The sequence below is a fragment of the Arcticibacterium sp. GJ41-1 genome, assembly GCF_055808875.1.
The window spans coordinates 3,267,679-3,281,591 of the sequence record NZ_CM147888.1 but is presented as its reverse complement, the minus strand read 5'-3'; the positions used below and the strand labels follow the sequence as shown (position 1 = coordinate 3,281,591).

Below are 13,913 nucleotides of genomic sequence, written 5' to 3'. Positions count from 1 at the left end.
AAAAAAATATTACGAGATATGAAAAATTTAAAATATTTATTATTGTTTTCCATAGCCGTTTTTACAATCGGCTGTGAAGATTTTCTTGATGAAGTTCCAAAGGACTCCATCTCTCCGGTTAATTTTTATAAAACTAGTCAAGACGCATTATCTGCTGTAAATGGGGCTTATGCCGCACTTAGAGTAAACGATTATTATTCTAGGTATTGGATGACGTCTAGTAGTCTAGCTTCAGACGGCACCTATTCTAGATTGGGAACTACCAGCGACCGTGGCGTTATCATACATCTAAGTGATGTGGGTATGGTAACTAGTAATAGGTACAATATTTCTATTTGGAGAGCAGTTTGGCAAGCAGTAAATAGAGCTAATGCTGTTTTAGATAATGTACCAAATATTGAAATGGATGAAACGCTTAAAGCAAGAGTACTAGGTGAAGCTAAATTTTTACGAGCATTAACTTATTTTAATATGGTAAGAAGATGGGGCGGTGTACCACTTCTTTTAAATGAAACTAATACATCTGAAATTAGTGAACTTCAAGTTTCAAGAAATAGTGCTGACGAAGTATATGCTCAAATTCAAAAAGATTTAAGTGAAGCAATAACGGTTTTGCCTAATATTAGTTCTTACGGTGGTAATGATATTGGGCGTGCATCAAAAGAAGCGGCTCAAGGATTATTAGCTAAAGTACAGCTCTATCTTAAAGACTGGAATAATGCAAAAACAAATGCTTTAGCAGTTATTAGCTCTCCGTCAAATTTAGACCTAATGCCAGACCCAAAAGACAACTGGTGGACAGGAAGTGGTAATGTTGATAATAATGTTGAGAGTATTTTTGAGGTACAGTACAATGGAGTTAGCCCACAAGGACATCAGCTTGGTAACAATTTTGAGCCTAATTCTTCTGGATATGGTCCTGGTCAGTGGGGTACTATCATTGGCTCTCTTTGGTGGTATAATCAGTTTGATGAAAAGGACAAAAGAAAAGAAGCAACATGGTTAACGGAATATCCAGACCCAAGTGCAGATACATTAATTCAATGGCAAGAATTTCGTTACCCAGCTCCTCATGTAAATAAGTACAGAGACCCACTAAATAAGGTTGGTGATGGAATGGCCTATAACATAAAGGTGTTACGTTTTGCTGATGTATTATTAACAGCTGCCGAAGCCATTAATGAAAGCGAAGGTCCAGGAAGTGCATATCAATATGTGAATAGGGTAAGACAGAGGGCTGGTTTAGGTGATTTGGCAGGACTATCAAAAGAGCAGCTCAGAGATTCTATTTATTTAGAGTTTAGAAAAGAGCTTTGTTTTGAAGGTCAGGATTACGAAGAACTGGTAAGGCAGGGTAATTTATTGAAGAATAAAACGGCCTATACTACGTATACAATTCCAAAAATGTATGACGATAATGGGAATATTATTACGCCATCTGAGTCCTTGATTTCGAACATAAAATTGAGACAGCCTGCTGCGAATAACTATGAGTTAAATGATTGGAATAATATTTTCCCTTTACCTCAAACAGCATTAGATAGGAATCCTAACTTAACACAAAACCCAGGGTATCCTCAATAGTTTACTTTTGGCTTTACTTAGAATTTAGAGGATGTTTGATAATTCAAACATCCTCTTTTTCTTGAAAAAATGTAGTAATATTAATATGAAGTTTACTTCATAAGTTTGTTAAGGTTTATTTTTAGTCAATGCGTATTCAAGCCATGAGGCTTGTATTTTAGTCAGATTATCATAAAAAATGCAATTACAATTAGTCAAATATTTTTTAATAGTTTCAGCTCTTTTAGCGTCTTGCAGCTCAAGCGAAAGTGAAAAAGGAGAGGGGAACCATGAAATGAATATGTCTGGTGAAGAATTGTCAAAAACATACTGTGCAAGCTGTCATGTTTATACAGAACCGGGGTTACTAGATAAGAACACATGGAAATATGGCGTTTTACCTCAGATGGGGCATTTGTTAGGTATTTATGAAAATCAAACAAGAAGTAGTCTCATTGAACAAGGTCAAGAGGTGGTGCAGCAAAACATTTTCCCAACTAAGCCAGTTTTGAATAATGAAGAATGGGAAGCAATTAAGAAGTTCTATCAAGATAATGCACCTGATAAATTAGACATTCCTACTAAGGAAATTGGAAATGGAATTAAAGGGCTTAAAGTTATAATACCAGATTTCCATGTGGCTCCGCCCATGGTTACTGCCATAAAGTATAACAAAGAACTAAATGAAGTTTATGTGGCAGACACAAAATCAGAGTTTAGTGCCATTAATATTTTAGATAAAAATTTAAACTCCATAAGTACATTAGCATTGCCATCGCCAATATCACACATTAGTTACAAAGCTGATACTATTATTGCCACATTAATGGGAAGTTTTACTCCCACCGATATTGCAAGCGGAAGCTTAATTAAAATATTCAAAAGACCTGGAGAAAAGGAGTATAAAGGTTTTAAATCTGTATTAAAAGGACTTCAAAGACCTGTTCAGTCAACCTTGGTTGATGTGAATAATGATGGGTTAGAAGATGTTATTGTTTGCGAATTTGGGAATCATACAGGAAAATTAAGTTTGCACATAAAACAAAAGAACGGACAGTATAAGCAGCAAATATTATCCGCAGACCCAGGAGCGACCGCTATAGAAATAACTGACTTAAATAAAGATGGTTTAAAAGATATAGTAGTATTAATGTCTCAGGGAAAAGAGCGAATTGATATTTATTACAATTTGGGTGAAGGGGAGTTTAGTCTTAAAACAGTATTGAAATTTCCACCATCGTATGGTTCAACTTCGTTTTCCATGCTTGATTGGAATAAAGATGGTTTTGATGATATCGTTTATGTTAATGGAGATAACGCTGATTTTTCAAGGTTTTTGAAACCTTATCATGGCTTACGCATTTACTTAAATGATGGGAAAGATAATTTTAGTGAAGCCTTTTTTCAACATCAAAATGGAGCCTATAAAGCTATTGTTCAGGATTTTGATAAAGATGGAGATTTGGATATCTCACTCATATCTTACTTTCCTGATTTAACGAATTCGCCTACGGAAGGCTTTATTTTTATGGAAAATCAAGGTGAAAAAGAAGCATTTAAATTTGATATAAAGAGTTTTAATCAAGCGGCTCATGGTAGATGGTTGGTAATGGAAGCTGTAGACTTGGAACAGAATAATGGTCAAAGTCTTTTGTTAGGCTCTTTTGTTAGTATGGCCATAAATGGAGACAATGCAGGGAAAGTAGCCCAAAGCTTTGCTCAAAAATCTCCAACCTTGATGTTGTTAAATTTCGAATGAAATTTACGGTACCAAACACCTGAAGTTTAAATCAATTAAAAGGTTACCCAGGTAGCACTTTTCCTCAAAAGTGAATGTCACAAAAAAAATCTCTCGATAAAAGCGTAAATACAAACCAAAAAAAATGAAAAGAAAATCTTATCAAACAGTTAAGCTATTGACCGTTTTGGCACTACTATTTGGGTCAACCCTTAGTTTCTCGCAAAAAAAGCAAGAACAAAAAACAAGGGTGATCATAACTTCAGATGGCGAAATTGATGACGAATGCTCCTTAGTTCGTTTTCTTCTTTATGGCAATGAATGGGACATTGAAGGAATTGTAACTTCTAGTTCGCAGTATCACTGGCATGGCCATAAATGGGCAGGCGATGACTGGATAGACCCTAGCTTAGAAGCTTATGCCGCGGTTTATCCAAATTTAATGAAGCATGATAGCAATTATCCTAGTCCTCAATATTTAGCAGACCATACTTTCCTTGGCAATGTAGAAACAGAAGGAGAGATGGAACTCATCACAGATGGTTCGCAACATATAGTCAAAGTTTTATTAGATGAGTCTGATAATAGACCTATTTGGTTACAGGCTTGGGGAGGAACAAATACCATTGCTCGTGCTTTAAAAACGATAGAAGAAGAGCATCCTGAGAAAATGCAGTATGTGGCCAATAAAATGCGTTTCTTCTTTATTTGGGAGCAGGACAAAACCTATCAAGAATACATTCGCCCGCACTGGGGTAAGTATAATATAATGACCATTATATCTGACCAGTTTGAAGCCATAGCCTATCGTTGGAAAATAGCACAACCAGAAAAAATGCACCAATATTATGATGGAACATGGATGAAAGAAAACATTTTGAACAATCACGGTCCACTTACGGCATCATACAAGTCTCATACAGGCGATAAAGAAGGTTTTGTAGATGGTGATTTTAGATCAGAAGGAGATTCTCCAGCGTTCATGCATACCATACTTACGGGTTTAGGAAACCTAGACAATCCTGACTGGGGTGGTTGGGGAGGTCGTTATGTCAAAGTCAGGGAGAATACCTGGTTAGACCCAGTGCCAGATAAATCATATGAATATCCAAAAGGAAGATGGTACGGTAGCAACGGATGGGGTAGAAGTAGTTTAAGAGAAGGTTCAAATGCCACAGCCGAACAGCGAAGTGAGTACTTTAAACCTATTTGGCGATGGTCTGATGCTTTTCAAAATGATTTTGCTGCTCGTGCAGACTGGTGTGTTAAACCTTTTGCAGAAGCTAATCATCCTCCTGTAGTCAAACTGAAAAGTGCTAATTATCTAAAAGCTAAAGCTGGTGCAAAAATCAAACTAAGTGCTAAAGGAACCTCCGACCCAGATGGTGACGTGCTTTCTTATACATGGTGGCAATATAAAGAAGCCGACTCTTATGAAGGCGAGGTTGAAATTTTAAATAATGCAAAACAAGTAGCTTTTGTAAGTGTTCCTTCTGATGTTAAAAGAGGTCAAACTATACATTTAGTTTGTGAAGTAAAGGATAATGGTATGCCACAGCTTACAAGATATCAACGAATAGTGATTGAGGTAGAGTAAAACATTTTAGTTCTTAAGTCATTTTTTAATTAGAAACACATGTAGTTTTTAGAAAGCTCCCATTTTGAGAGCTTTCTTTTTTTTTATAAAAGCTGTAGCTTATTGAATAATCGGAGTTTCAAGAAGTACTTTAAGTAAAAAAAGCTCATTTAACTTAGAAATCGTTAATTCAAGTAAATCAAGTGCTCTTTTGAGTGTTTTTCTTTTGTTTATTATTGCTTTCGAAATCGCTAGAATCTTAGCATAAGTATACTGATTTTAGGGGTTTGTAGTAAAGGTTATATAAAAAAGATAGTAAAAGAAAATAAGTGAAAAATATGCAAGATGTAATTGTCATAATTGTCAATATATTCATATAAATTTGTACTATAATTTGCAGTGAAAGTACTATTCGATACTTATCGAAAGTAAACTAACGGCAAACCAAATACTTTAATTTATAATTATTCACCTTTAACTATTTAAGATTTATGGCAAAAGCTGTATTCAATCATGCCTACTATAAAAGGCTGATGAGGATTCGATGGGGCGTTGCGGTATCATTAATGATTTTTACATCATTATCTGCTGTGGCTCAATCAAAAATAACAGGAAAAGTAAGCATCGATAACGGTGAGGCTCTTCCAGGTGCATCTGTTGTAGTGGAAGGTACCTCTAATGGTACTACTACAAATTCGGACGGGATTTTTTCGCTTTCGGTTCCTAGCGGAGCAGAAAATCTAGTCTTTAGTTTTATTGGTTATGAGACTCAAACTGTTGCTATTGGTGGTAAATCTACCATCAATGTAATGTTGACCGAAGACTCTGCTGAGTTGTCTGAGATTGTGGTCATTGGTTATGGAACTGTTCGTAAGCGTGATTTAACAGGAGCGGTAACTTCTATCAAAAGTGAAGATATCAGACAAGTGCCAGCTCAAAACCCATTGGAGTCTATACAAGGTAAAGTGGCTGGTGTAGATATTACACGTAGTAATGGTTCTGCATCTTCTGGAATTAATATTACCATTCGTGGAAATAGATCTATTGGGGCAGGAAATGGTCCTTTATTTATTGTAGATGGTATCCAAACAGGAAGTATTGATAATATCAATCCTAATGACATAGAGTCTATGGAATTCCTTAAAGATGCCTCTTCTACAGCTATTTACGGATGGCAAGGAGCTAATGGTATTGTCATTGTGACTACCAAAAAAGGTTCTTCAGGAAAAGCTAGAGTTTCATTTAATACTTATTATGGAACGTCAAAAGTTTCTAGATATCCATCTGTTTTAGATGGTCCTGGCTATGTGGCACTTAAAAGAGAGGCGAATAGAACGGTGGGTAACTGGAGCTCTCCTGCTGATGATGCTTCTATTTTTAATGGACAAGAGTTGGAAGCTATTCAAAATAATGATTGGATAGATTATCAAAAAGAGCTTTTGAGAAATGGTACGCAACAAAATTACAACTTAGGTGTAAATGCAGGTAACGATAAAACTAAGGTGTTTTTCTCTTTAGATTATTTCAATGAGAAAGGTATTCTTCGATTTGATGAGTCAAAAAGGTATTCTTTGAGAGCTAATGTTGACCAAACTATTAATAAGTGGGTTAAAGTAGGTGTTCAGAGTCAGGTAACTACTAGAGATGAGTCTTACAGAAGAGACCCGCTTAATATGGCTAATAAGATTATTCCATTAGGTACTATTTACGATAGTAATGGGGAGTTTATCACATTTCCATTAAGTGGTTCTTCTATCAGTCCATTGGCAGATGAGCAGCCGGATGTATTCTCTAATACTGGTAAGAAAACAAACATCTTGGCTAATGCATACCTAGAAGTGAAGCCATTAAAAGACCTGACTTTCAGATCTAACTTTGGTGCGAATGTTGGCTTTTCGAGAATAGGTTTGTTTGAGGCTTCTAATAGTATTAGTAGAAATGGTGGGAATAGCTATGCAGCTATGAATTCATCAAACAGCAGATTTATTAACTGGGATAATATCTTGACTTTCAGTAAGGATATTAACGACCACGCCTTTACGTTAACTGCTTTGAGTAGTTACGTTGAAAACTTATCTGACAATGTTTCAGCTTCAGGTCAGTCTCAATTATTGCCAGCTCAGCTGTATTACGCATTAGGTAATGCACCTAGTAATATTGCTATAAGCAGTGAATTTGAAAAATGGAATGTTCTTTCTTTTGCTGGTCGTTTAAACTATAACTACAAAAGCAAATACTTATTAACACTTACAAACCGTGCTGATGGTGCTTCTAGGTTATCTGCGGGTAATAAGTGGGCATTCTTCCCGTCTGTAGCGGTAGCTTGGCAGGTAGGAGATGAAGACTTTATGGATAACCAAAATTTATTCTCTGACTTAAAAGTTAGATTAAGTTATGGTGTAGCAGGTAACTCTGGTATTTCTCCTTATGGAACACAAAGTACGCTTACAAGAGTGCCGATGGCTTTTGGTGAAACTAGTGCACAGGGTTTTACATTCTCACCTTTATTGGGTAATACAGAAGCAGGATGGGAGCTGTCAAAAACTAAAAACTTAGGTTTTGATATGGGTTTCCTTAAAAATAGATTAACAGCTTCTATTGATATTTATGATACGCGTACTTCTGATTTGCTATTGCCAAGAGGTTTGCCTCCTACCACAGGTGTGAAAACTGTTTATCAAAATATTGGTAAAACAAGAAATAATGGAGTTGAGATTGCTATTAATTCAATGAATGTTAGGTCAAAAGATTTTACATGGAATAGCACTTTGACTTTTACGCATAATAAGGAGCGTATTGAGTCACTTGTGACTGATGGTGTAGACGATATTGGAAATGGATGGTTTTTAGGACAGCCTATTAGCGTATTCTATGACTATGAGAAAATAGGTATTTGGCAAACGTCTGAAGCAGACGAAGCTGCTAAGTTTGGGCAAGAGCCTGGTGATATCAGAGTTAAAGACCAAAACGGTGATGGTCAGATAGATGCTTTAAATGATAGATTGGTATTAGCTGGTCAAAACAGGCCTGACTGGTATGGTGGTTTGAATAACAAATTCAGTTACAAAGGTTTTGACTTAAGTGTTTACTTGTTCGCTCGTTGGGGGCAAACTATTAGCCCATCTTTCTTAGGTAGATATGATCGTCAGTCTAACTTGAGCAACAGTACTACAGTTATTGACTACTGGACACCAGAAAACCCTACAAATGAGTATCCGCGTCCTAATGCTAACGTATCAGGTGCTTCTACCTTATACTGGAGTACTTTAGGATATGTAGATGGTTCATATTTAAGAATAAGAAACCTTTCATTAGGTTATACATTTCCTTTACAGGAGAAATCATTCTTCAATAGCTTAAGAGTGTATGGAACGGCTACTAATCCGGTTACTTGGACTAAGAGTTCGAAGCTAGATGAGTACGATCCAGAAAGAGGTGGCGGAGAAAGCAGCCCAATGTTGAAAAATGTAGTATTCGGACTTAACGTCGGATTTTAATTCTAAAAATTTATTAAGATGAAAAAAACATTAATTCTATTTCTTTCAGTTGTAGCTAGCTCCTGTTCAGATTTACTTACTGAATATAACCCTTCAGGGCTAACAGCTGAAGCCGTGTACTCTACCCCAGAGGGTTTTGAGTCGCTAGTTAATGCCGCTTATGGCTATCAGAGATGGTGGTATGGTAAAGAAGAGGCGTATAATATATCAGAAACTGGTACAGACCTTTGGACCAGTGCAGCAGGTGATGTGTATACTGACCTTACGCAGTATGTTAACCTTCAAGCTACCAATAGGCCACTAGATAATGAGTGGACAGCTTTATATGCTGGCGTAAACTTATGTAATGCAGGTATTAATCAAATTGAGAATGTTGAATTTGCACCTACAGTAAAAGCTCAAAGAGAGGCAGAACTTCGCTTTTTAAGAGCCTTTTATTACTGGCATATTGTAGAAACTTGGGGTGGTGTACACTTTACACTAGAAGAGACGAAAGGTATTGCAACTACTGCAAACAAAACACCGGTAGATACTTTTTATGCTCAAATTTTCGAAGATTTGAATTTTGCTACGCAAAATTTAGCAAGTACTACATCTGACTATGGTAGAGTTACTAAGCCAGCGGCTATGTCGTTTTTGGCTAGAATGTACCTAACTAGAGGTATGAATGCTGAAGCCAGTGCTATGGCTAAGGAGGTTATAAACGGTGGTTTTGGCTTTGAGTTGCAGTCTGATTATAAGTCACTGTGGGATATGAGCAACAATCAGAATAAAGAGATTGTTTATGCTGTTAATTATTCTTCTAATTTAACATTGAATGATAAGTATAGCTCGTCTACCAACGTTACTGGCCACGGTAGAGGAAGTAATAATGGTCACCTACACTTCTTGATGAAGTATGATAACCTTCCTGGTTTAACTAGAGCTATTGAGTACGGAAGACCATTTAATAGATACATGCCTACTCGTTTTCTTTTAGACCTTTATGGTGAAGGAGATTCGCGTTATGAAGGTACTTTCATGGAGCTTTGGACTGCTAACTCTGGAACTAGACCAGCAGGTATGAACCTTGGAGATACAGCGGTGGTAGCTACTAGAGCTACTTTTACAAAACCAGCTGGAGCGAATTATCAAGTATATAACAGAAATGATATTTACAATGAAGATGGTACTGTGAAAGATAAACTGCGTTATCCAACATTGATAAAGCATATGGATGATTCAAGAGCTAGTTTCAATGAAGCTGAAAGTGCGAGAGATGCTTATGTGATTCGTTTTGCTGAATTGTATTTGATAGCTGCGGAGGCAGAAATGAAACTTGGAAACTTACAAGCTGCAGCAGATTTTGTTAATGTGGTTAGAACTAGAGCAGCTAGACCAGGTATGGAAGATGCTATGAAAGTAGAAGCTGCAGATATGACCTTAGATTTTATATTGGACGAGCGAGGTAGAGAATTTGCTGGTGAGCAGTTACGTTGGTTTGACCTGAAAAGAACAGGTAAATTGGTGGAGCGTGTTAAAAAATATAACCCAAATTCTGTAGGTATTCAGGCATTTCATATGACGAGGCCGGTTCCTCAAAATCAATTAGATGCAGTAACAAATCGTGATGAGTTTACTCAGAACGAAGGTTACCAATAAGCTTATTAAGTTTTAGTGTATTTGTGTAAATTTTAAAGGGAGGAGATGTGGCTTAGCCATGTTTCTTCCTTTTTTTTATGGACTATTTATAAATTACAAAAGGGCATCTTTTTGTGGCTATTTACCAATGGGCTACTAATTATTTATTTTGTTTTTGGTTTGATGTTTTTATGTTTATTCAATAAATAGGACTATCTGGGATTGGTTTTATTTGATAAAATGCTACATTTCGGTACAAGAGATGTTGTGCGAATTAAGGTAATTCTTTATATATTTTCGTTTACTTTCTTTTGTTTTCGTTTTTTATTGTAAATTTGTTCAAATAGAAAGTGAATAGGTGCTAATAGTACATGTTCGTAGCTTTCGAAAATGTAATTATGTTACCAAACCAGCGTAGAGAAAAAATACTAGAACTGTTAAAGGAAGATGGTTCTGCAAAAGTGGTAGACCTTGCACGTCTATTTAAAGTTACAGAAGTGACTATCAGGCAGGATTTAGAAAAGTTAGAAGCCGAAGATTTGATTGTCAAAGAACACGGCGGAGCTTATATAAAAAATGTAGAAGACCAGGTCAAAAGCTTCTCCCTTGTTCATCAAGAAAATTTAGACAAAAAAGAAGTCATTGGTAAAAAGTGCTTAGAGTTTATTGAGAGTGGCGATATTATAATTTTAGACTCAGGAAGTACCACTACAGAGATAGCAAAAAAGATTAAAAGCTCTGGTTTGAAAAACTTAACGGTAATAACCAATGCCTTAAACATTGCTCTGCTGTTAGGTACGGAAACGGATATTGAAGTAATCATGACTGGAGGGGAGTTTAAGCCACCAACGCTTTCATTAACGGGGCAAAAAGCAGCCGATTTCTTCAAAGGTTTGAATGTTCAGAAGTTGTTTTTGGCCACGGCCGGAATCTCTTTGAAAGCAGGATTAACCTATCCAAGTATTAGTGATTTAGTGGTGAAAAAAGCGATGATAGATGCGGCTGAAACCACTTATTTGGTGGCAGATAGTACTAAAGTAGGTAAAAGTGCTCTGGCTAGTTTGGGAGCTTTAAGTTTGATAGACTATATTATTACGGACTCAAATATTGACAATAAATACCTCTCGGTTTTTAAAGACAATGAGATTGAAATGATTTTAGCAGGATAAGAAAATTTATATTATAAATAATAAAGAGAATGACCTTAGGTGTTATAATTGGCAACAGAGATTTTTTTCCAGATAGTCTCGTAGAAAAAGCAAGAGTAGAAATTATTGAGGTTTTTGATAAGCTTAATTTAAAACCTGTTTTACTCGATACAGCCGAAACTAAACTAGGCGGTGTAGAAACTTATCAAGAGGCCATGAAGTGTGCCGAATTGTTCAAAGCTCACCGAGAAGAAATTTCAGGGGTATTAGTTTTGTTGCCAAATTTTGGAGATGAAAAAGGAGTAGCTGATACTTTGAAGCTTGCTGGCCTTAATGTTCCAGTTTTGATTCAAGCTTATCCAGATGACTTAAGCAAGATGAACGTGGTCAATAGACGTGATTCTTGGTGCGGCAAAATCTCCGTTTGTAATAACCTTTACCAGTATGGTATCAAATACTCATTGACTTCGCAGCATGTGAGTTTGCCATCTTCAGATATCTTCCAGCAAGACTTAAAAGATTTTGTAGCGGTTTGTCGAGTAACACAAGGATTGAAAAGTGTGCGTATAGGGGCTATTGGAGCTCGTCCGGGAGCTTTTAATACGGTTCGTTATTCTGAGAAGATTCTTCAACGAAATGGTATTACCGTTACCACTTTTGACCTGTCTGAAATTTTGGGCAGAGCCAATAAAATGACTGGCGATGATGCTAAAGTCAAACAACACATTGAAAGCATTAATGCTTACGCTCCAATAGGGAAAACGCCAAACGAGGCAATGATTCAAATTGCGAAGCTAGATGTAGTATTAAAAGAGGTCATGGAAGAATACGCTTTGGATGCCACGGCTATTCAATGTTGGACTTCGCTACAGCAAAACTATGGCTGTAACGTATGTACTAGCATGAGTATCATGTCTGAAAACATGCTTCCAAGTGCCTGTGAGGTAGATGTTACTGGAACATTGAGCATGTACGCCATGCAGTTGGCTTCTGGCTCACCAAGTGCATTGGTAGACTGGAATAACAATTATGCAGAAGACGAAAATAAGTGTGTTTTATTTCACTGTGGAAACTGGGCGAAATCCTTTATTCCAGATATTCAGATGAGCACAGCACCTATTTTAGGTACCACAGTAGGAGTGGAGAATACGTATGGAGCACTCGATGGTCGTACGCCAGCTATGCCACTTACCTATGGTAGAATAAGTACTGACGACCCAAATGGTATTATCAAAGCATACATCGGAGAAGGAGAATTAACAGATGACCCTTTAAAAACTTTTGGAAATAGAGCTGTAGCTCAAATACCTAATTTGCAAGATTTGATGAAGTGTATCTGTAAAAATGGTTTTGAACATCACGTAGTAATGAACGCATCTAAAACAGGTGCAATCCTAGAAGAAGCCCTTGAAAATTACATGGGTTGGGATGTTTATAAGCATTAAATATTGAGTGGTGCTATGGGACGCGGATTTCGCAGATTTTAGAACGCAGATTTTTTATGGTAGAAGAAGGTAAACATAAGGAACTTACAGAATTGATTATAAAAGCCTTTTATACTGTTTATAATGAATTAGGGTATGGTTTTTTAGAAAAGGTCTATCAAAACTCTCTTTTTCTAGAATTGAGAGGGATGGGGCTCGGGGTCGAAGCTCAAAAGAAAACCAAAGTTTTTTACAAAGGATTTGAAGTGGGTGATTATTATCCAGATTTAATAGTTGATGGCTCTGTAATTCTAGAATTGAAGGCAGCTGAATGTATTGTTGATGAATTTGAAAATCAAATCCTTAATTATTTAAGAGCAACTGATATTGAAGTTGGTTTACTTTTAAATTTTGGTAAAAAGCCAGAAATCCGAAGAAAGGTTTTTGATAACGAGTTAAAAAAGAAATCTGTGTAGATCTGTGCTGCAAAGCATCTGTGAAATCAGTGTCCAGAAATCGAAAGAAATTAAAAAATGACAACACAAGAGTTAAAGCAAAAATCTAAAGAGTACCGTCAAAAGGTACTTAAATATATATACAATGCGAAAGCAGGTCACACAGGTGGTAGCTTAAGTATTATCGACATTCTTAATGTTCTTTATAACAATGTAATGAATGTTAGTCCTGAGAATTTTAAATCTAAGGATAGAGATAGGTTTGTACAAAGTAAAGGACATTCGGTAGAGGCTTTGTATGTGGTTTTGGCAGATAAGGGCTTTTATCCTGAAGAAGATTTATTGACCCTTTGTCAATATAACTCACCTTATATTGGTCACCCAACCAACAGCATAAATGGTATGGAGCAAAATACGGGGGGCTTAGGTCATGGTTTGTCGATTTGCTCTGGAATGGCTTTAGCAGCAAAAAAGGATAAATCGGCTGTTAAAGTCTTTACAGTCTTAGGTGATGGCGAAATGGCAGAAGGTTCAAACTGGGAAGCGTTTATGTTTGCTGCTCATAATAAGCTAGATAACCTCTGTGCTATATTGGACTATAATAAATTACAGATTACAGGGCCAAACGCCGATGTGGTAGGTTTAGAGCCTCTTGATAAAAAACTGGAAGCTTTCGGTTGGGCTGTGAAACATGTAGATGGTCATGATTTAGAGGAACTGTCAGAAACTTTGAACAGTCTGCCTTTTGAAGAAGGAAAGCCTTCTTTTGTAATAGCTCATACGGTAAAAGGAAAAGGCATAAGTTATATGGAAAACACTGTCAAATGGCATCATGGAGTGCCATCTGAAGAACAATATGATTTAGCACAGCGTGAACTTGAATTAATTTAAA

9 protein-coding genes are annotated in these 13,913 nt (G+C 36.5%); all 9 read left to right on the top strand.

Going from position 1 to position 13,913, the window contains the following annotated elements; translation table 11 throughout:
- Positions 1-18 precede the first annotated feature (18 nt).
- The 9 genes from AC0L6O_RS13610 (at position 19) to AC0L6O_RS13570 (ending at position 13,912) form a co-directional block, all read left to right on the top strand.
- Complete coding sequence (locus tag AC0L6O_RS13610) at positions 19-1,584, top strand: RagB/SusD family nutrient uptake outer membrane protein (RefSeq protein ID WP_473303079.1); 1,566 nt, start codon at positions 19-21, stop codon at positions 1,582-1,584.
- 178 nt (positions 1,585-1,762) lie between these two features.
- Positions 1,763-3,322 carry an FG-GAP repeat domain-containing protein gene (locus tag AC0L6O_RS13605; RefSeq protein WP_473303077.1) on the top strand — a complete coding sequence of 520 codons (1,560 nt, stop codon included), beginning with the start codon at positions 1,763-1,765 and terminating at the stop codon, positions 3,320-3,322.
- Positions 3,323-3,446: 124 nt separating this feature from the next.
- A complete protein-coding gene (locus tag AC0L6O_RS13600) occupies positions 3,447-4,898 on the top strand; it encodes a DUF1593 domain-containing protein (protein WP_473303075.1) in 1,452 nt (483 codons plus the stop codon).
- Positions 4,899-5,368: 470 nt separating this feature from the next.
- The gene (locus AC0L6O_RS13595) at positions 5,369-8,374 is read left to right on the top strand and encodes a SusC/RagA family TonB-linked outer membrane protein (protein WP_473303074.1); all 3,006 of its coding nucleotides are present in this window, start codon (positions 5,369-5,371) and stop codon (positions 8,372-8,374) included.
- An 18-nt stretch (positions 8,375-8,392) separates the two neighbouring features.
- Positions 8,393-10,015: a RagB/SusD family nutrient uptake outer membrane protein gene (locus AC0L6O_RS13590; RefSeq protein ID WP_473303072.1), complete on the top strand. Its 1,623-nt coding sequence runs from the start codon at positions 8,393-8,395 to the stop codon at positions 10,013-10,015.
- A gap of 377 nt (positions 10,016-10,392) precedes the next feature.
- The gene (locus AC0L6O_RS13585; RefSeq protein ID WP_473308525.1) at positions 10,393-11,163 is read left to right on the top strand and encodes a DeoR/GlpR family DNA-binding transcription regulator; all 771 of its coding nucleotides are present in this window, start codon (positions 10,393-10,395) and stop codon (positions 11,161-11,163) included.
- A gap of 29 nt (positions 11,164-11,192) precedes the next feature.
- On the top strand, positions 11,193-12,587 hold the full coding sequence (locus tag AC0L6O_RS13580; protein ID WP_473303071.1) for an L-fucose/L-arabinose isomerase family protein: 1,395 nt from the start codon (positions 11,193-11,195) through the stop codon (positions 12,585-12,587).
- Positions 12,588-12,643: 56 nt separating this feature from the next.
- The gene (locus tag AC0L6O_RS13575; protein ID WP_473303070.1) at positions 12,644-13,042 is read left to right on the top strand and encodes a GxxExxY protein; all 399 of its coding nucleotides are present in this window, start codon (positions 12,644-12,646) and stop codon (positions 13,040-13,042) included.
- Between the two features lie 57 nt (positions 13,043-13,099).
- The gene (locus tag AC0L6O_RS13570) at positions 13,100-13,912 is read left to right on the top strand and encodes a transketolase (RefSeq protein ID WP_473303068.1); all 813 of its coding nucleotides are present in this window, start codon (positions 13,100-13,102) and stop codon (positions 13,910-13,912) included.
- The last annotated feature ends 1 nt before the right edge of the window (position 13,913 follow it).

Bases quoted from the DNA above. Each gene is read 5' to 3' on its own strand.
- AC0L6O_RS13580 (WP_473303071.1), top strand. From the start codon at position 11,193: ATGACCTTAGGTGTTATAATTGGCAACAGAGATTTTTTTCCAGATAGT.
- AC0L6O_RS13595 (WP_473303074.1), top strand. From the start codon at position 5,369: ATGGCAAAAGCTGTATTCAATCATGCCTACTATAAAAGGCTGATGAGG.
- AC0L6O_RS13610 (WP_473303079.1), top strand. From the start codon at position 19: ATGAAAAATTTAAAATATTTATTATTGTTTTCCATAGCCGTTTTTACA.
- AC0L6O_RS13575 (WP_473303070.1), top strand. From the start codon at position 12,644: ATGGTAGAAGAAGGTAAACATAAGGAACTTACAGAATTGATTATAAAA.
- AC0L6O_RS13600 (WP_473303075.1), top strand. From the start codon at position 3,447: ATGAAAAGAAAATCTTATCAAACAGTTAAGCTATTGACCGTTTTGGCA.
- AC0L6O_RS13570 (WP_473303068.1), top strand. From the start codon at position 13,100: ATGACAACACAAGAGTTAAAGCAAAAATCTAAAGAGTACCGTCAAAAG.
- AC0L6O_RS13585 (WP_473308525.1), top strand. From the start codon at position 10,393: ATGTTACCAAACCAGCGTAGAGAAAAAATACTAGAACTGTTAAAGGAA.
- AC0L6O_RS13590 (WP_473303072.1), top strand. From the start codon at position 8,393: ATGAAAAAAACATTAATTCTATTTCTTTCAGTTGTAGCTAGCTCCTGT.
- AC0L6O_RS13605 (WP_473303077.1), top strand. From the start codon at position 1,763: ATGCAATTACAATTAGTCAAATATTTTTTAATAGTTTCAGCTCTTTTA.